This is a genomic window from Herbaspirillum sp. GCM10030257, from assembly GCF_042666555.1.
In the GTDB taxonomy this organism is placed as follows: domain Bacteria; phylum Pseudomonadota; class Gammaproteobacteria; order Burkholderiales; family Burkholderiaceae_D; genus Noviherbaspirillum.
Window position 1 is genome coordinate 260,203 of sequence record NZ_JBHTDH010000002.1, and the last position, 18,741, is coordinate 278,943.

The 18,741-nt window shown below is 57.4% G+C and carries 16 protein-coding genes; 14 read left to right on the top strand and 2 right to left on the bottom strand.

The genetic code is table 11. The features are described from left to right. Positions 1 to 74: 74 nt before the first annotated feature. The 6 genes from ACFQUU_RS03730 (at position 75) to ACFQUU_RS03755 (ending at position 8,411) form a co-directional block, all read left to right on the top strand. A complete protein-coding gene (locus tag ACFQUU_RS03730) occupies positions 75 to 2,930 on the top strand; it encodes a 2-oxoglutarate dehydrogenase E1 component (RefSeq protein WP_382242843.1) in 2,856 nt (951 codons plus the stop codon). 60 nt (positions 2,931 to 2,990) lie between these two features. Beyond that, on the top strand, positions 2,991 to 4,277 hold the full coding sequence (gene odhB, locus ACFQUU_RS03735; protein ID WP_382242846.1) for a 2-oxoglutarate dehydrogenase complex dihydrolipoyllysine-residue succinyltransferase: 1,287 nt from the start codon (positions 2,991 to 2,993) through the stop codon (positions 4,275 to 4,277). 84 nt (positions 4,278 to 4,361) lie between these two features. Beyond that, positions 4,362 to 5,789 carry a dihydrolipoyl dehydrogenase gene (lpdA, locus tag ACFQUU_RS03740; RefSeq protein ID WP_382242849.1) on the top strand — a complete coding sequence of 476 codons (1,428 nt, stop codon included), beginning with the start codon at positions 4,362 to 4,364 and terminating at the stop codon, positions 5,787 to 5,789. Positions 5,790 to 5,799: 10 nt separating this feature from the next. Next, the gene (locus ACFQUU_RS03745; protein ID WP_382242852.1) at positions 5,800 to 6,201 is read left to right on the top strand and encodes a hypothetical protein; all 402 of its coding nucleotides are present in this window, start codon (positions 5,800 to 5,802) and stop codon (positions 6,199 to 6,201) included. 233 nt (positions 6,202 to 6,434) lie between these two features. Next, positions 6,435 to 7,532, top strand: a complete 1,098-nt coding sequence (zapE, locus tag ACFQUU_RS03750) for a cell division protein ZapE (RefSeq protein WP_382242855.1) — start codon at positions 6,435 to 6,437, stop codon at positions 7,530 to 7,532. A 27-nt stretch (positions 7,533 to 7,559) separates the two neighbouring features. Further along, the gene (locus ACFQUU_RS03755; RefSeq protein ID WP_382242858.1) at positions 7,560 to 8,411 is read left to right on the top strand and encodes a hypothetical protein; all 852 of its coding nucleotides are present in this window, start codon (positions 7,560 to 7,562) and stop codon (positions 8,409 to 8,411) included. Between the two features lie 164 nt (positions 8,412 to 8,575). Here the strand turns inward: ACFQUU_RS03755 and ACFQUU_RS03760 are convergent, their stop codons facing one another. Then, entirely contained in the window at positions 8,576 to 9,382 is an 807-nt protein-coding gene (locus tag ACFQUU_RS03760; protein ID WP_382242861.1) for a PP2C family protein-serine/threonine phosphatase, read from the bottom strand. Positions 9,383 to 9,653: 271 nt separating this feature from the next. Between ACFQUU_RS03760 and ACFQUU_RS03765 the strand changes: the two genes are divergently transcribed. The 3 genes from ACFQUU_RS03765 to ACFQUU_RS03775 all read left to right on the top strand — a co-directional run bounded on the left by ACFQUU_RS03765 (position 9,654) and on the right by ACFQUU_RS03775 (position 12,975). Beyond that, entirely contained in the window at positions 9,654 to 9,854 is a 201-nt protein-coding gene (locus ACFQUU_RS03765; protein ID WP_082584159.1) for a YdcH family protein, read from the top strand. A 44-nt stretch (positions 9,855 to 9,898) separates the two neighbouring features. Next, complete coding sequence (locus tag ACFQUU_RS03770; protein ID WP_382243369.1) at positions 9,899 to 11,926, top strand: ATP-dependent DNA helicase; 2,028 nt, start codon at positions 9,899 to 9,901, stop codon at positions 11,924 to 11,926. A gap of 113 nt (positions 11,927 to 12,039) precedes the next feature. Then, positions 12,040 to 12,975, top strand: coding sequence for a flagellar brake protein (locus ACFQUU_RS03775; protein WP_382242866.1), 936 nt, complete (start codon positions 12,040 to 12,042; stop codon positions 12,973 to 12,975). A gap of 210 nt (positions 12,976 to 13,185) precedes the next feature. On the opposite strand, the gene ACFQUU_RS03780 is transcribed toward ACFQUU_RS03775, so the two are convergent. Beyond that, positions 13,186 to 14,166: an NADPH:quinone oxidoreductase family protein gene (locus ACFQUU_RS03780; protein WP_382242869.1), complete on the bottom strand. Its 981-nt coding sequence runs from the start codon at positions 14,164 to 14,166 to the stop codon at positions 13,186 to 13,188. A 136-nt stretch (positions 14,167 to 14,302) separates the two neighbouring features. On the opposite strand from ACFQUU_RS03780, the gene surE reads away from it, so the two are divergent. From surE to ACFQUU_RS03805, 5 genes are read left to right on the top strand one after another with little or no spacing between them, the layout of a single operon-like run. Next, positions 14,303 to 15,040 carry a 5'/3'-nucleotidase SurE gene (surE, locus tag ACFQUU_RS03785; RefSeq protein WP_382242872.1) on the top strand — a complete coding sequence of 246 codons (738 nt, stop codon included), beginning with the start codon at positions 14,303 to 14,305 and terminating at the stop codon, positions 15,038 to 15,040. After that, complete coding sequence (locus ACFQUU_RS03790; RefSeq protein WP_382242875.1) at positions 15,037 to 15,903, top strand: protein-L-isoaspartate(D-aspartate) O-methyltransferase; 867 nt, start codon at positions 15,037 to 15,039, stop codon at positions 15,901 to 15,903. The genes surE and ACFQUU_RS03790 overlap by 4 nt, the downstream gene beginning before the upstream one ends. A gap of 53 nt (positions 15,904 to 15,956) precedes the next feature. Continuing rightward, the gene (locus tag ACFQUU_RS03795; protein ID WP_382242878.1) at positions 15,957 to 16,919 is read left to right on the top strand and encodes a peptidoglycan DD-metalloendopeptidase family protein; all 963 of its coding nucleotides are present in this window, start codon (positions 15,957 to 15,959) and stop codon (positions 16,917 to 16,919) included. Further along, positions 16,920 to 17,948, top strand: coding sequence for an RNA polymerase sigma factor RpoS (gene rpoS / locus ACFQUU_RS03800; RefSeq protein ID WP_382242881.1), 1,029 nt, complete (start codon positions 16,920 to 16,922; stop codon positions 17,946 to 17,948). Next, positions 17,945 to 18,715 carry a 3'-5' exonuclease gene (locus ACFQUU_RS03805; RefSeq protein WP_382242884.1) on the top strand — a complete coding sequence of 257 codons (771 nt, stop codon included), beginning with the start codon at positions 17,945 to 17,947 and terminating at the stop codon, positions 18,713 to 18,715. Before rpoS ends, ACFQUU_RS03805 begins: the two co-directional genes overlap by 4 nt. Positions 18,716 to 18,741 lie beyond the last annotated feature (26 nt).

Below are 18,741 nucleotides of genomic sequence, written 5' to 3' on the forward strand. Positions count from 1 at the left end.
TAACCGGTCAGGCCGTGTCGCGGAAGGTTATATAAACCCGCTAATCTCGCGAAACGCGAAGAAAGGTGAGCAAGATGATGCAGCAGTACTTCTCCAACTCCTACCTGTTTGGAGGTAACGCACCGTACGTTGAAGAACTGTACGAAGCGTACCTCAACAATCCCGGCTCCGTGCCCGACAACTGGCGTGCATATTTTGATGCCATGCAGCATGTGCCCGCAGTCGATGGTTCGACCAAGCCCGACGTGGCACACGCCCCCGTCATCGCTTCATTTGCCGAACGCGCCAAGCAGGGTCCGATTCGCACCGTGGTTGCGTCGCAAGACGTCGAAATGGGCCGCAAGCGTGTCGCCGCGACGCAACTGATCGCCGCTTACCGCTTTCTCGGCAACCGTTGGGCGAACCTCGATCCCCTGCAGCGTCAGGAACGTCCCGCCATTCCGGAGCTGGATCCGAGTTCCTACGGTTTTACCGATGCGGATATGGACATCGTGTTCAATATCAGCAATACCTACTTTGGTCCGGAAACCGCTTCGCTGCGCGACTTGCTCCAGGCATTACGCGACACCTATTGCCGTTCGATCGGCGCCGAATTCATGTACATCAGCGATCCCACGCAGAAGCGCTGGTTGCAGGAGCGTCTTGAATCGGTCCGTTCGACCCCGAATTTCTCGGCAGAGAAAAAGAAACACATCCTCGACCGCCTGACCGCAGCGGAAGGCCTCGAGCGTTATCTGCATACCCGTTACGTCGGTCAGAAGCGCTTCTCGCTCGAGGGAGGGGAAAGCTTCATTGCCTCACTGGATGAGACCATTCAGCGTGCGGGCGAAAAGGGCGTTCAGGAAATCGTGATCGGCATGGCCCACCGTGGTCGTCTGAACGTTCTCGTCAATACGCTGGGCAAGATGCCACAAGACCTGTTCGCAGAATTCGAAGGCAAGCATGCCGACGACTTGCCAGCAGGCGACGTCAAATACCACCAGGGCTTCTCGTCCGATATCTCTACACCTGGCGGCCCGGTCCACTTGTCTCTGGCCTTCAACCCGTCCCACCTTGAAATCGTGAACCCTGTCGTCGAAGGTTCGGTCAAGGCGCGTATGGAGCGCCGCGGCGACAAGGATGGCTCGCAGGTCATGCCTATCCTGGTGCATGGCGACGCCGCGTTTGCAGGCCAGGGCGTTGTGATGGAAACCCTGAACCTTGCACAGACGCGCGGCTACGGTACAGGCGGTACAGTCCATATCGTCATCAACAATCAGATTGGCTTCACGACCTCCGACCCACGCGACTCGCGTTCGACCTTGTACTGCTCCGACGTCGTGAAGATGATCGAAGCACCAGTGCTGCACGTGAACGCTGATGATCCCGAAGCAGTCGTATTTGCGACCCAGATCGCTCTCGATTACCGCCTTGAGTTCAAGAAGGACATCGTTGTCGATATCATCTGCTTCCGCAAACTCGGCCACAACGAGCAGGACACACCGGCACTGACTCAGCCGCTGATGTACAAGAAGATTGGCCAGCATCCGGGCACGCGCAAAGTATACGCCGACAAGCTGATCACCCAGGGTACCATTCCCGCCGATGCGGGCGACGCCATGGTCAAGGCTTATCGCGATGCGATGGATGCCGGCAAGCATACGGTTGACCCGGTCATCTCCAACTTCAAGAGCAAGTATGCAGTTGACTGGATGCCGTTCCTCAACCGCAAGTGGACCGACGCAGCGGATACCGCGGTGCCGCTGGCTGAACTGAAGCGTCTGGCAGAGCGTATCACCAAGGTTCCTGAAGACTTCAAGTTGCACCCACTCGTCGAGAAGGTCCTTGCCGATCGCGCATCCATGGGTCGCGGCGAACTCAACCTCGACTGGGGCATGGGCGAACACCTCGCGTACGCTTCTCTGGTTGCTTCGGGTTACGCAGTCCGCCTGACTGGTCAGGATGCCGGCCGTGGTACCTTCGTACACCGTCATGCAGTCTTGCACGACCAGAAGCGCGAGCGTTGGGATGCGGGGACTTACATTCCGCTGCAAAACGTCGCCGAGACGCAGGCTCCGTTTACCGTTATTGACTCCGTGTTGTCGGAAGAAGCCGTTCTCGGTTTTGAATACGGTTATTCGACTGCGGAACCAAATACGCTGACCATCTGGGAAGCGCAGTTCGGTGACTTTGCCAACGGCGCCCAGGTTGTCATCGACCAGTTCATCAGCTCCGGCGAAGTGAAATGGGGTCGTGCCTCCGGCCTCGTCATGATGCTGCCGCACGGTTACGAAGGGCAGGGTCCTGAGCACTCGTCCGCACGTATCGAACGTTATTTGCAGCTGTGCGCAGATAACAACATGCAGGTTGTGCAGCCGACCACATCCGCACAGATTTTCCATCTGCTGCGTCGTCAGATGATTCGCCTGTTCCGCAAGCCTCTGGTCATCGCTACGCCGAAATCGCTGCTGCGTAACAAGGATGCCGGCTCGCCGTTGTCCGATCTGGCAAAAGGCACGTTCCAGACTGTCATCGGTGAAGTTGATGAGAAAATCGATCCGAAGAAGGTTAAGCGCGTCATCGCCTGTTCGGGCAAGGTGTATTACGACCTTGTCAATGCACGCAAGGAGCGTGGCGTGTCCGACGTCGCCATCGTCCGTGTCGAGCAGCTTTACCCGTTCCCGCACAAGGCCTTCTCGGCCGAGCTCAAGAAGTTCCCGAACTTCAACGAGCTGGTCTGGACTCAGGATGAGCCGCAGAACCAGGGACCGTGGTTCCAGATCCAGCACAACATCTTCGAGAACCTGGAAGATGGCCAGAAGCTGGCCTATGCCGGTCGCCCGGCCAGCGCATCGCCTGCTGTCGGTTATTACGACAAGCACTATGCGCAGCAGAAGGCATTGATCGACACCGCATTCTCGAAGCTGAAGGGCTTCGTCCTCACAAAATAAAGACCCGTCGACGCGCTAGAAACTGGCGCGTCGAATGAACACACCGAAACGGAGAGTTACATGGCAATTATTGAAGTCAAAGTTCCGCAACTGTCGGAATCCGTCGCGGAAGCGACTCTGCTGGCCTGGCACAAAAAAGTCGGCGAAGCCGTCGCCCGCGATGAAAACCTCATCGATATCGAAACCGACAAGGTGGTGCTTGAATTGCCTGCACCGGATGGCGGCGTGATCGTTGAAGTCCTGAAAGCTGACGGCAGTACCGTCGTGGCCGGTGAAATCATCGCGCGCCTGGACACTGAAGCCAAGGCTGGCGCAGTTGCCGCCCCAGCTGCTGCCCCGGCTCCTGCTGCTGCTGCTGCATCGGCGCCTGCTCCTGCAGGTGATCCGGTCACCGCCGCGATTTCCGCACTCGCATCGAATGCCTCTGCCGGCGTTGCCATGCCCGCAGCCGCCAAGATGCTGGCAGATAACAACATGAACACCGCACAGGTTGCTGGTACTGGCCGTGATGGACGTGTCACCAAGGGTGATGTGATCAACGCGCTCGACAAGAAACCTGCTGCTCCAGCGACAGCGCCAGCAGCGCCCGCAGCCGCCAAGCCGACCCTGCAGCAAGTTGCACCGCCGGTAACACCGAACCTTGGCAACCGTCCGGAAGAGCGCGTGCCGATGAGCCGCCTGCGTGCACGTATCGCCGAGCGCTTGCTGCAGTCGCAATCTACCAATGCGATCCTGACCACGTTCAATGAAGTGAACATGCAGCCGGTCATGGACTTGCGTAACAAGTACAAGGACAAGTTTGAGAAAGAGCACGGCGTCAAGCTGGGCTTCATGTCCTTCTTCGTCAAAGCTGCAGTTGCCGCATTGAAGAAGTACCCGGTCATCAACGCGTCGGTCGACGGTAACGACATTGTGTACCACGGCTATTTCGACATCGGTATCGCCGTCGGTTCGCCGCGCGGCCTGGTCGTGCCTATCCTGCGTGATGCAGATCAGATGACCATTGCTGATATCGAAAAGAAGATCGCCGAGTTCGGTACCAAGGCCAAGGACGGCAAGCTGACTCTCGACGAACTCACCGGGGGTACCTTCTCCATCTCCAATGGTGGCGTGTTCGGTTCGATGCTGTCGACACCGATCATCAACCCGCCGCAGTCCGCAATCCTCGGCGTCCACGCAACCAAGGAACGTCCGGTGGTCGAGAATGGCCAGATCGTGATCCGTCCGATCAACTTCCTCGCCATGTCCTACGATCACCGCATCATCGACGGGCGCGAAGCAGTCCTCGGCCTCGTTGCGATGAAGGAAGCGCTGGAAGATCCGGCGCGCCTGTTGCTGGACCTGTAAGAACGAGTGCGATGCGCGCATGGCGCGGCAGAGTTGCCGGCGCCATGCGCGCATGTCCATCCTGCGGAAAAATAGGTTAGGTATATGTCAAAAAATTTTGATGTGATCGTCATTGGCGGCGGTCCTGGCGGCTATATCGCCGCAATTCGTGCTGCACAACTCGGCTTCAGCACAGCCTGTATCGACGAATGGAAAAATGCCAAGAACGGCCCCGCGCCCGGCGGCACCTGCACTAATGTCGGCTGCATTCCTTCCAAGGCACTGCTGCAATCATCCGAGCACTTTGAACACGCCGGTCATGCATTTGCGGACCACGGTATTGAAGTCAAAGGTCTGGGCCTTAACCTTGAGCGCATGCTTGCCCGCAAGGACACTGTCGTCAAGCAGAACAACGACGGCATCCTCTACCTGTTCAAGAAGAACAAGGTTACCTTCTTCCACGGTCGCGGCTCCTTCGTGAAGGCTGGCGCTGAAGGCTATGAAATCAAGGTGGCAGGCGCCACGGAAGAAAGCATTACCGGCAAGCACATCATCGTCGCCACCGGCTCCAACCCGCGCGAACTGCCGAATGCGCCTTTTGATGAAAAACTCATTCTCTCCAACTCCGGTGCGTTGTCCATCGATGCAGTGCCGAAGAAGCTTGGCGTCATCGGTGCCGGCGTGATCGGTCTTGAAATGGGTAGCGTCTGGCGCCGTCTCGGTGCGGAAGTCAGCGTGCTCGAAGCCCTGCCGGCTTTCCTCGGTGCGGTCGATGAGCAGATTGCCAAGGAAGCGCACAAACTGTTCGTCAAGCAAGGCTTGTCGATCAGCCTGGGCGTGAAGATCGGTTCGATTACGCCAAGCAAGAAAGACGTTACGGTCGAGTACACCGACGACAAGGGCGCAGCGCAAAAGGTCGTGTTCGACAAGCTGATCGTGTCGATTGGACGTGTGCCGAACACCATTGGCCTGAATGCCGAAGGCGTTGGCCTGCAGCTCGACGAACGCGGCTTCGTTGCCGTCGATACCGACTGCAAGACCAACCTGCCGAATGTCTGGGCGGTCGGTGACGTGGTGCGCGGCCCGATGCTCGCTCACAAGGCGGAAGAAGAAGGTGTTGCCGTCGCCGAGCGTATTGCCGGACAGCATGGTCATGTGAACTTCAATACAATTCCCTGGGTCATATATACATCTCCGGAAATTGCATGGGTTGGCAAGACCGAGCAGCAGTTGAAAGCCGAAGGCGTCGCTTATAAGGCTGGCACTTTCCCCTTCATGGCCAATGGTCGTGCCCGCGCACTGGGAGATACCTCGGGCATGGTGAAATTCCTGGCCGACGCCAAGAGCGATGAAATCCTGGGCGTGCACATCGTCGGTCCAATGGCTTCCGAGCTGATTTCCGAAGCTGTTGTGGCGATGGAATTCCGTGCATCGTCAGAAGACATTGCCCGTATCTGCCATGCGCATCCGTCCTTGTCCGAGGCAACCAAGGAAGCCGCTCTCGCGGTTGACAAACGTTCGCTTAACTTCTAGGAGTTGTGACATGCGCCACCTGATCTTGTTGTTGCCGATTGCACTTGCTGCATGTGCCTCAACAGGATCGGGCGGAAGCGGCGGCATCGCGGTCGATACTGTCGCCGGTGGGCAGAGCCTGCCTGGGGCGAACTGCATGGTGAGCACCAATGCCGGCAGCTGGAATGTCGTCACGCCGGCAACGGTGAGCGTAGGCAGTCCCAGTGGCGACCTGCGCGTGGTCTGCAACAAGACTGGCTACCGTACCTCCGAAATCATCTATAAGCCTTCCAATCCCCTGGGCTCCAGCGTGGGTCTTGGTGCAGGTGGCGGTGGTGGAAATGTCGGTGTCGGCGTTGGCCTCAGCTTCCCCATCCGCCTCGGCGGCGGAAGTTATCCATCCCACGTTACGGTCGACATGAACCCGCAATAGTGGTGAGCCGTGGATTAGGGGACGGACGTTGGCGGGCAATGTCTACACGTTACCTGCGCAGTGCCGGCAACCCGAAGGCAGTGAAGATCGCAAACGGCTGCAGGTCCTATATGGGCTGATAATCGGAAAACATGTGAAGTGGGCGAGCAAGACTCGCCCATTTTCATGATGTGTACAACGTAGGCGACATAGCGTGCGTGTTGCGCGCAAAATGTTCAAGAGCGAAGAACGATATGAATGTCAGGGAGTTTTACGAGCACGCGCTGGCAGAGCGCGGTTACAAATCGGATGAGGCTCAACTGCGTGCGGTAAACCGCCTGCAACAGACCTACGACGAGTGGGTCGCGTACAAGAACCATCGCTCGAGCACCTTTCGCCGGTTGATCAACCGGCCGGAAGTGCCGCGTGGCGTGTACATGTGGGGTGGGGTAGGGCGCGGCAAGTCCTTCCTGATGGATAGCTTTTATTCCGTTGTGCCCGTAGTGCGCAAGACCCGCTTGCATTTCCATGAGTTCATGCGCGGCGTGCATCATCAGTTGGACGATCTGAAAGGCGTCGCCGATCCCCTCGATGAGGTCGCGCGCCGCATTGCCAAGAAATATCGTCTTATTTGCTTCGACGAATTTCATGTTTCCGACATCGCCGATGCGATGATTCTCTATAACTTGTTGAAGGCGCTGTTCGATCATGGTGTTTCCTTCATCATGACTTCCAACTACGTGCCGGATGCCTTGTATCCGGATGGCTTGCACCGTGATCGCATCCTGCCCGCCATTGCATTGCTGAAGGATAGGCTGGATGTGCTCAACGTCGACGCCGGTAATGATTACCGCAAACGTGCGCTGGAGCAGGTCGAGGCCTACCATACACCCCTAGGTGCAGCAGCGGACGAAGCGCTGCGGAAGGCTTTTGCCGAGATTGCCGAGACCATCGACGATGATCCACGCATTCATATCGAAGCGCGTGAGATCAAGGCGCTCAGGCGCGCCGGGAGCGTCGTCTGGTTTGATTTTGCCACCTTGTGCGGCGGGCCGCGTTCCCAGAATGACTATCTGGAAATTGCCAGCCGCTTTCATACTGTCATCCTGTCGAGCGTCCCGCAGATGTCGGCTTCCATGTCGTCGGAAGCGCGGCGCTTTACCTGGCTGATCGACGTCCTGTACGATCACAAAGTCAAGTTGCTGATGTCGGCGGAAGTGGAGCCGGATCAGTTATACACTGAGGGCATGCTTGCCAATGAATTCCATCGTACTGTTTCGCGGATTATTGAAATGCAGTCGTCGGAATACATGCAAAGCGATCGCCGCGATGTGGCCGGCTCCATTGCGTGACCTGATTTTCCAAGGGCTGTATCCAAGATGAACGCGATTCGATTTACTTTCACTTATTTCGCAGCCAGCCTGTTTGCGTGCGCGGGCCACGTCGCGATGGCCCAGCAGGCCACGGGCGAAGCGGGAGCAGCCCGGGCAAGCGAGACAACAACGACTACCGATACCAATAGTGTCATCAGTCGCTTTCCGCCCGGCTCGATTCAGTCAGTCGAGAGCGCAGACACAGCCTTGGCCGATGCGGAGAAGGAACGGTCGGAGATAGAAGCGCGTTTCACGCAGGAAAAGCAGGCATGCATGCCCAAATTTTTTGCAAGCTCCTGTGTTGACGAGGCGAAGGAACGCCGGCGCCGTGCCTTGCTCAAGCTTCGCCCGGTTGAAATTGAAGCCAATACCTTCAAGCGCAAGGCTCGGGTTACGTCACGCGATGAAGCGCTGGAGAAGCGTCGGCAAAAGGATGCGGACGCAGGCAACAATCGTGATGCGCCATCGCCTGCGCCCTTTGGCACAGAAGCAGTGCCGCCTGTCGACGGCGATGCCAGGGCGGGCCGTAAGCCGCCGAAGAAAGCCGGCGTCGATCGGGCCGCCCGTCATGACGAACGTGTTAGGCGAACGGCCGAAGAAGAGCGTGCGGAAGAGGCCATGCGTGCGAAGAAAGTTGCCGACTATGAAAAGAAAGTGAAGGCTGCTGAAGCCCGACAACAGGAACTCGCCCGACGCAAAGCGGAGAAGCAACAAAAAATTGAAGAGAGGCGGAAGCTGAAAGATGATGCCATTCAGCCGCCAGGCTCGTCATCGCCAACGTCGGCAGAGCCCGCTACCCCGAATACGCCGGCCACGCCAGCAACGTCACCAACTCCTGCTTCAGGAAAATCGCACTAAGCAGGCGAGCGTAGCGGCATCCACCGAAGGAAGTACAATCGAATTGCTTGGCGACTCTGCGCAGGTGTTTCGGGCAAGGTGGCTATTGCCAATGCCTATTGCTGCGATTCAAAGGGTCGAAGACCTATGCAGTCGGAGCGACGGCATCCAAGACTGCAACCTGCTCAAACCGCGCGGCGCATTTTGCTGACGGTATAACCGCGTTCCTCTTTCTGCGGCTCTCCAAGTTTCACGATCGCGAGTGTGCAGTTGTCGGCGGACTGTCCCGCTGCGCGTTCACGCGCCTTGTTGATCAACAGTTCCGATGCCTGCCTTGGTGTATTCACTGCGACAGCAGCCGCGAGTTCGGCATCGCTGAAATAGTGCCAGAGGCCATCCGTGCAAAGCAGGAAAGAGTCGCCGGGTTTCAGGCCATCGTAGCGGCGTACGGTCACTTCCGGTTCACTGTCATGCGAGCCGAGCGCACTGAGCAGTACATTGGACAAATGATGATCGCGCGCCTCCGCCTTCGAAATTTTGCCCTCCCTGACCAGGCTTTCGACATAGGAGTGATCGGTAGTGCGTTCGGCGCAGTTCGGACCGTCGAAGCGATAGAGTCGCGAATCGCCGACATGCGCCCATACCGCACTACGCTCCGGTGTGATGACAAGGACTACCAGGGTGCTGTGCGGTTTCTTTTCGGAGGAAATGGCAGACAGCTTGATAATCGTGTGAGCGTCCCTTGCAATCGTTGCAAGCATGGTGGGGACATCATCCGTTTGCGGGGAGAACAGGTCAAAAGTCTGTTTAGCGGTGCGGAGAACCTGTTCTGCGGCGAGAGCGCCGCCACTGAGCCCACCCATACCATCCGCCACGACGGCCATCAGGTACCCGGGCGCCTTAGGCGCAGTAAACAGGCCGATACGGTCCTGCTGCTCGTTGCGGTCACCGATATGTTGCGCAGTTCCTGCTTCAATCTTGTATTGGCTCATGCGTAAACGTAGATTAGACTTTCTTATGAAAAATTATTGCATGCACAAAAAGCTGTCCTTGGTTTTGTAGGTTTTTGTTACATCTCCCTATGCTGATTATGCTGATAGCAGCACCCGGTTATCACAAAATAAGCATATAGATGGCTGTTCGATAAAAATTGTTTCATTAGTGCATCGTCGTTTCATTTATTGTAGGGCACATCTTTTCACTGCTAGGCTTTGTGCCTTTTCCCTCTTAAAATAACGGGTTATCGCATTCCTCCAATCGGCCATGATTCCAACTGAAGACATACAGCGGCGCATAATCGAGTTAGAAGTTGAGCATCGCGACCTCGATGCGGTGATCGATTTGCTCACGCGGGACGTGCTGCACGACGAACTTCAGGTACGTCGCCTGAAAAAGCGAAAACTTCAGTTGAAGGATCATATAACATTGTTGAAAATGCAACTAATTCCTGACGTGCCTGCATAATTACGCTCAGAAATTTCTCCAGATTGCCTGCTTTGACCGACCAGATCTCCCAGTCCGCTTCGCCTGCTTCCCATCCGCCCTCGGAAAATCACGACGCTGATATTGCCCGGCTGTTCGACGCCACCGGCCCGCTCAGCCAGACTGTCGGCGGTTTTCGTCCGCGCCAGTCGCAGACGGAAATGGCCAAGGCAATTGCCGGTGCTATCGCCGGTCGCCAGACGCTGATCGCAGAGGCCGGAACAGGGACTGGAAAGACTTTCGCCTATCTCGTGCCGGCGCTGCTCTGGGGCGGCAAAGTCATTTTGTCGACTGGCACCAAGAATCTGCAGGATCAACTTTACCTACGCGACATTCCGACTGTGCGCAAGGCGTTAAATGCGCCTGTGTCGGTTGCCTTGCTAAAGGGGCGCGCCAATTACGTTTGCCATTTTCATCTCGAGCGCACGCTGCAAAACGGCCGGCTGACGTCGCGCGACGATGTTGGTTACCTGCGTGAGATATCGCGCTTCATGAAGACCACCAGTTCCGGTGACAAGGCTGAACTGTCACGCGTGCCCGAAACCGCACCGGTCTGGAATCTTGTCACTTCGACGCGCGACACTTGCATGGGCGCGGAGTGCCAGTATTATCAGGACTGCTTTGTCATGAAGGCGCGCAAGGAAGCGCAGCAGGCCGACGTGGTGGTCGTCAATCATCATCTGTTCTTTGCCGATGTCGCGCTGAAGGACAATGGCGTCGCCGAGTTGCTGCCGTCGGCAAATACGATCATCTTTGACGAAGCCCACCAGTTGCCGGAAACCGCCACGCTGTTCTTTGGCGAGACCGTCTCGACTTCGCAGGTGCTGGAACTCTGCCGCGACGTGCTGGCGGAGGGCCTCGCGCATGCGCGCGACGGTGCAGATTGGGCCAAAGTTGTCGCTACGGTCGAGCGCGCCGCGCGCGATTTGCGGTTGGCCTTCCCGCAGGATATCGTCAGGTTTGCGGTTAACCAGATTGCGCCGTCGAGCGCCTTCTTCCCCGCGCTGGACAAGCTCCGCGAGGAATTGCAGGGCATGACCGATGTGCTCGAGACGCAGGCCGAGCGTGCGGAGACGATAGAACAATGCCGCTCGCGCGCCATCGAGATCGGCAACAAGCTGGCCGCATGGAATAACGCCCAAAGCGCTGCCGCCGGCGGTGATAATCCGCACGACAAGGTACTCTGGGTCGAAGCTTTTTCATCGTCCCTGCAGTTGCACCAAACCCCGTTATCGATCGCTCCCATCTTCAACAAGCAACGCGAAGGATCGCCGCGAGCGTGGATATTTACGTCCGCAACCCTGGCGGTCAAAAACGACTTCAATCATTACACGTCGCAGATGGGCCTATGGAACGAGCCTGCGCAGTCTTGGCCAAGTCCTTTCGACTATGGCAACCAGGGCTTGCTGTATGTGCCGGACAATTTGCCGCAGCCGAATTCCTACGAATACACCGATGCCGTCATCGACGCCGCTTTGCCGATGATTGAAGCAGCAGGTGGACGGACCTTCCTGCTGTGCACGACGATACGTGCGGTCAATCGCGCGGCGGAACGTCTGCGCGAAGAGTTTGAAAAACGCAAGCTGCCTTTCCCGCTCATGGTACAGGGTGAGTCGGGCCGTACTGAATTGCTCGACCGGTTCCGCGCCGCCGGCAATGCCGTCCTGATTGGAAGCCAGAGTTTCTGGGAGGGCGTCGATGTGCGTGGTGAGGCGCTGTCGCTCGTCATCATCGACAAACTGCCATTTTCACCACCGGATGATCCTGTACTGGCAGCCCGTATCGACGCCATGGAAAAGAAGGGTTTGAACGGATTCGTGCACCACCAGCTGCCCGAGGCGATCATCAACCTGAAGCAGGGTGCGGGCCGCCTGATACGGGATGAACGCGATCGAGGTGTGCTGATGATCTGCGACCCGCGGCTGATCTCCAAGCCATATGGTCGCCGCATCTGGCAAAGCCTGCCACCGTTCACACGCACACGTGATCCCGAGGTGGCAAAGGCTTTTTTCGACAAGCAAGCTGTGGATGTCGAGCCCGCACTCCAGGATTGACAGGCGTGCGGATCCTGAAGCGAGCCGGATACAGTCGGCTGCAGACATGCGCAATCCGGCACCAAACCTCGCTACACTGGCAACGTCATACCTCCCGTTAGCCTGCCTGAGGAGTGCCCCTGCCCGATCCCGCCGTTTCCCTGATGCCGGTGCGTTCCGCTGAACTGGTTGTCGGCAAGCCGTTGCGTGAAACCATCTATGACTGGCATGGCAATGTGTTGCTTGCTGCGGGATACGTTCTCGAGAATCAGGTGCAGGTCGACGAGCTGATCGATAACGGCTTCATCAAGGATTCGGCCTGGGATTTGGTCCCGCCAGCGCCGCGCTCGTCAATGCCAATGGCACAGTCGAAGAAACCCGTCGTGGCCGAGCCGCCGAAAGAAGAAAACAACGCCGGCAAGGACGTGATTGTCGCCATGGACGATGTACGCTGGTATGTCGGCGAAACCCTCTATCTTCAGTTGATCGACAATTCGGCAGTGCGATACACCGTGCGCATGATCGGTTTCGTCAAGAACAAGACCTTGAGCGTGACCGCGCCGGTCACGGACGGTAAATTTGAATTTGTCCGTGATGGGCAAACCTTCATCGTGAGGGCTTTTTCCGGCAAAAAAGCGTATGCCTTTGTCACGGCGGCGGTGAAGTCCGTACATTCGCCGCATCCTTACCTGCATCTCGCTTATCCGAAGGAAGTACGCTGCACCGTGGTTCGCAAGGGCATCAGAGCAGAAGTCGAAATTGTCGCGGCCGTATCGCTTGGGTCTCCTGAGCGGTCTTGCGCGGCCATCATCACGGACCTCAGTATGGGAGGTGCTTCTGCGACGATCAAGCAAATGATCGGGTCGAAAGGCGAAGAAGGTCAGATCAAATTCAAGGTGCGCGCCGTTGGGCAGGATGAATTTTTGAACCTCAAGATGGTCTTGCGCTCAGTGGGGCCGTCGGAAAACGGTGAAGGTTTCAAGCACGGCTTCGAATTTGTGGATGTGTCTATCCACGACCGACTGATTCTGTCTGCCTTTGTCCATCAGACCCTCGCAGAAGGGGATTGAAAAGAAAATCTCCGGCACGGGTGGCCGGAGCGGGTGAAGTCCTATGGAGATGCCGGTGTGCTTCAACGGTTGCTCAAGCTGATCAAGCTGATCAAGCTGATCAAGCTACTCAAGTATTTCCCTGCATCGTGATATTCCAATCGTATCCGGAGAAGCCGGATCGGTTCGGGACACCGGTCCAGGACGCCATCTGCCCCGAACCGGACTGCCTTACCTCTGCGGCTGAATCACAACCTTGCCGGTCACCTTGCGTGCCGCCATGTCGTTGAGTGCTTGTGCAGTCTCCGCCAATGCATAACGGCCAGAGATATGCGGCCGGATTTTTCCTTCCGCCATCCAGGTCATCAGTTCACGCATCGCGGCCAGGTTAGCCTTCGGCTCGCGGCGCGCAAATTCACCCCAGAAGACGCCGACGATCGATGCGCCTTTGAGCAAGGACAGGTTCAGCGGCAACTTCGGAATTTCACCATTGGCAAATCCGACCACGAGGTAGCGGCCGCGCCATCCGATCGAGCGGAACGCCGGCTCTGCATAGATGCCGCCGACCGGATCATAGATCACGTCCGGACCTTTGCCGTCTGTCGCCGCCTTGATGGCTTCGCGCAAATCCTGTGTGGAGTAATTGATCGTTGCATCCGCGCCGTGGTCTTTGCACACCGCCAGTTTCTCATCGGTGGAAGCCGCTGCAATGACGCGTGCGCCGAGTGCCTTGCCGATTTCGATTGCTGCAAGTCCTACACCGCCGGCGGCACCCAGGACCAGCATGGTTTCCCCCGCTTTCAATTGCGCACGGTCCACGACGGCGTGATGCGAAGTGCCATAAGTTAGTGTGACAGCGGCAGCGGTATCAAAATCCAGTCCGGGTGGCATAGGCATGACGAGTTGCGCGGGGACAGCGATCTGCTGCGCAAATGCGCCTTGGCTGACAAAGGCCAGTACCTTGTCGCCAACCTTTACGTTCGTGACGCCGTCACCGACTGCGCGAATCACACCGGCCAGTTCGCTTCCCGGGGTGAAAGGCAGTTCCGGCTTGAATTGGTACTTGTTCTGGATGATCAGTACGTCGGGAAAATTCACGCCCGCTGCCTGTACGTCGATGGCCACCTGGCTTGGGCCGGGAACCACATCCGGCAGTTCCTCTACAACCAGAGTATCGGGAAGTCCCCATGTTTTGCAGAGGATCGCTTTCATTGTGTCTCCTTATTGTCAGTCGTTGTCAATGGTTCAAAAAAGAACGGTCGTTTTATTCTAGGCTTATGCCGCAAAATGTCAACATCGCGGCTGTTTACGATGCGGAGCGCAGCGATCCATCAGGTAAAATTCCCGTATGAAAATTCTTGTTAGTAACGACGACGGATATCTGGCGCCAGGTATCGTGGCCTTGGTCGAAGCACTGAGCCCGATCGCGGAAATTGTCGTTGTCGCACCCGACAGCAACCGCTCAGGCAGTTCCAATTCATTGACGCTGAATCGGCCACTTTCCGTGCAGCGCGCAGAGAATGGCTACTATTTTGTCAATGGTACGCCTTCCGACTGTGTACACGTTGCTCTCACAGGCGGGCTTGCCTTTAAGCCGGACCTGATTGTCTCAGGCATCAATCAGGGGCAAAACATGGGCGATGATACGCTCTACTCAGGAACGGTCGCTGCTGCCACCGAAGGCTTCCTTTTCGGCATTCCGGCGATCGCATTTTCACAGGTCAACCCGGGGTGGACGCATCTGGATTCGGCGGCCCGCATCGCCCGGGAGTTTGTGGAAAGACGTTCGGGTGTCCTGGCCGGTCCGTATCTGTTGAACGTGAACATTCCCAACCTGCCTTATGAAGAGATCAAGGGACTTGCGGCAACGCGTCTTGGCAAGCGGCATGAATCCGAGCCTGTGATCAAGACAAAGGATCCGCACGGCCGCGAAATATTCTGGATCGGGCCTGCTGGCAAGGCAAAAGATGCGGGAGAGGGCACCGACTTTCATGCGGTCGCCAACGGATTTGTCTCGGTGACGCCGCTGCAGATCGACCTGACGCATGGCGCCCAGTTGGAACTGCTCAGGCGAGGATTGTCATGACGGACAAGGACAAGCGCTTTCCCTTGCCGCTGTCATCCGTAGTGGAAAAATCCCGCAAGGTCGCGCAAACGACCCCCGCATCACCCAAGGTCGCGACGCCGCAAACGGCAACCCAGAATGCCGCCCGCAATATGCAGCGCGCACCGGTGTCATCCACGCTGCCGCCTGCGGCACCGCCACGGGCTGCGCCGCAGGTTATCCCATCGAACAGGGCAAACGCACTCGTGTCCGACGCCGTGCGCACCGCCATGGTAACGCGTGTCGCCAAGCAGGGCGTCAAGGATAGCAAGGTACTCGCCGCGCTGGACGCCGTGCCGCGCCACATGTTCGTTGAGCCCGGGCTGTGGAGCCAGGCTTACATTGATGCATCCTTGCCCATTGGTCATCATCAGACCATTTCACAACCGTACATCGTGGCACGCATGATTGAAGTCATGCGTGCCAATAGCAATGGCGGTGTACTGGGCAAGGTGCTGGAAATCGGTACCGGCTGCGGCTATCAGGCTGCCGTCCTGTCCCTGGTGGCAAAGGAAGTTTATTCCATTGAGCGCATCAAACCCTTGCATGAACTCGCCAAATCCAACCTGCGGCCGTTGAGGATTGCTAATATCCGGTTGCAGTATGGAGATGGTATGCTTGGGCTTCCGCAAGCGGCACCTTTCGACGGCATCATCCTGGCCGCCGCAGGGATGGAGGTGCCACAGGCTTTACTGGACCAGATGAGTATCGGCGGCAGGCTGGTTGCACCGGTCGGCGCACGCCATCAGGTCCTGCAACTCATCGAACGCGTCAGCAAATTCGAGTGGATCAATACGACACTTGAAGACTGCCATTTCGTCCCCTTGCGCCCGGGTGTCATGTGAACCTGGCGCCAGTTGGAGTGCGACTGCTGTCGCAAAATGTTAATAGTATGAGAATGAGAAAAATACGTTTGCTGTTTATCGCTGCCTTGCCCGTGTTGTTAGCCGCCTGTACGGCGGCGCGCGGGCCTGCGCCCGTATATGACCGACCGGTGACCCCACGGGTTGTCGAGGCGCCAAAACCGCCTGCTCCGGCAGTCGTCCCGCCCGCCGTTCCGACAGGGCAAAGGACTGAAAACCGAGGCTACTACACGGTACGCAAAGGGGATACGCTGCTGCAGATTGCGCTTGATTTCGGTCAGAATTATCGCGATCTGGTCACCTGGAACAATCTTGCCAATCCGAACGACATCAAGGTTGATCAGCAATTGCGCGTCCTGCCGCCGGATGGTTCTCAACCGCCTGCCAATGCCACTGTGAGCCCGGGTACCGAGGTGCGTCCGCTACCCGGCGCAACGGCCGGATCAACGGTCCACAAGACCGGCCCGCGCGGGGAAAAGCGGCCGTATTCCGATGCCGCGCTCGCGGAGATGCAAAAGCCGGAATCCGCCACCACCCCAAGCGCACCGGCAACGGCCGCCATCCCGAAACCCGAGGTGCCAAAAACGGCTGAGAAAACGCCGGAAGTGCCGCAGGCACCGGGGACTGAAGACGACAACATTGCATGGATCTGGCCGGCGGAAGGACGGGTCATTTCCGGCTTCAGCGAGGGCAGGCGTGGTATCGATATTGCCGGCAAGATGGGGCAGCCGGTTGTAGCGGCGGGCGCGGGTAAAGTGCTGTATGCTGGCAGTGGAATTCGTGGTTACGGCAATCTGGTGATTGTGAAACACACCAACAATCTCCTGTCCGCGTATGCCCACAACAAAACCATCTTCGTCAAAGAAGATCAAAATGTCAGCAAAGGTCAGAAAATTGCAGAAATGGGTAACTCCGACACCGATGAGGTGAAACTGCATTTTGAAATACGTCAGCAAGGTAAACCGGTCGATCCCTCAAAATTTTTGCCAAGCCGCTAAATGAACCGCAACCCTCACGATCCGCTGGATGATGATGCATCGCCGGATGACATGTCCGAAGGCATGTCTCTGCATGGAGCCGGCGACGGTGATGGGCCGCTGATCGACGACGTGGATGCGGAGCAGGGGGAAGGGGTGATCGTCCCGGTGGCGGACCCGGTCGATGAACTCAAGACAGTCCTTGCTGCCGAGCTTTCCACCGACACGACACAGCACTATCTCAACCAGATCGGTGCACGTCCGCTGCTCAAGGTGGAAGAGGAAGTACATTACGCTACGCTGGCCAAGCAGGGTAATTTCGAGGCTCGTCAAAAAATGATCGAACACAACCTGCGCCTGGTTGTCTCGATTGCAAAACATTACATCAATCGCGGCGTCGTGCTGCTAGACCTTATCGAAGAGGGCAACCTCGGTCTAATGCGCGCCATTGACAAGTTCGAGCCCGAACGAGGCTTTCGCTTTTCCACCTATGCGACGTGGTGGATCCGCCAGAGCATCGAGCGTGCAATCATGAATCAGGCACGTACCGTGCGTTTGCCGGTGCACATGGTGCGGGAACTCAACCAGATCCTGCGCGCCAAGTATCACCTTGAAGCGCAGCATCATGACGGCAAGGATGCCACTGCGGAGGACATTGCCCATTTGGTCGACCGCCCGGTCGAAGATGTGCAGGACATCCTGGCGCTGTCCGAACACGCCACCTCACTCGATGCACCACTCGACAACGACCCACAGGCCAGCCTGATGGATATGCTGCCCGGGGATGCGGACGACGGACCGGATTCTCGAGCGGAACATCACGAAATGATGGGCCTGGTGCGTGACTGGCTCAAGAAGCTCCCGGACAAGCAACGCATCGTAATCGTGCGTCGCTTTGGCCTTGATAACGACGATCCGGCAACGCTGGAAGAACTTGCATCCGAAATGAGCGTTACCCGCGAGAGGGTGCGGCAGATCCAGCAGGAAGCGCTGGTCAAACTCAAGCGCGCGCTGACCGCCCGCGGCGTCGGCAAGGACGCCTTGTTGTGATTCCAGTTTTGGTGTTTGACATCGAGACGATTCCCGATGTGGAGGGCTTGCGCACCTTGCATGGGCATGCGTCATCCATGACTGACGAGGAAGTCGCCGAAGCCGCCTTCGCCGCGCGCCGCGAAAAGACCAAATCCGATTTTCTCCCGCATCACCTGCATCGTGTCGCCGCTATCTCCTGCGTCTTCCGCGATGACGACGGTTTTCGCGTCCGGTCGCTCGGGACGCTGGAAGACTCCGAATCCAAGCTGGTGAACGACTTCTTTCGCATCATCGACAAGTACACGCCGCAGCTGATTTCCTGGAACGGCTCGGGCTTTGACATGCCGGTGCTGCATTATCGGGCCATGATCAGTGGCGTGACTGCGTCCCGCTATTGGGAAATGGGTGACGAAGACCGCGACTTCAAGTGGAATAACTACCTGAGCCGCTACCATACCCGTCACCTCGACCTGATGGATCTGCTTGCCCTGTACACCGGTCGCGCGAATGCGCCGCTTGATGACCTGGCCAAACTATGCGGTTTTCCAGGCAAACTTGGTGTGGACGGTTCCCAGGTCTGGAAACTGTTTACCGAAGGGCACCTGAAGGAAATCCGCGACTATTGCGAAACTGACGTGGTCAATACCTACCTGGTGTATTGCCGTTTCCTCTTGATGCGCGGTGCCATGACCAAGGAAAGCTACGAAGAAGAAATGGCGCTGGTGCGCGATTCGTTGGCCAACCTGGATGGGTCTCACTGGAAGGAATACCTGGCCGCGTGGTAATCTGTGCGCCTGCGCACATTTCTCAA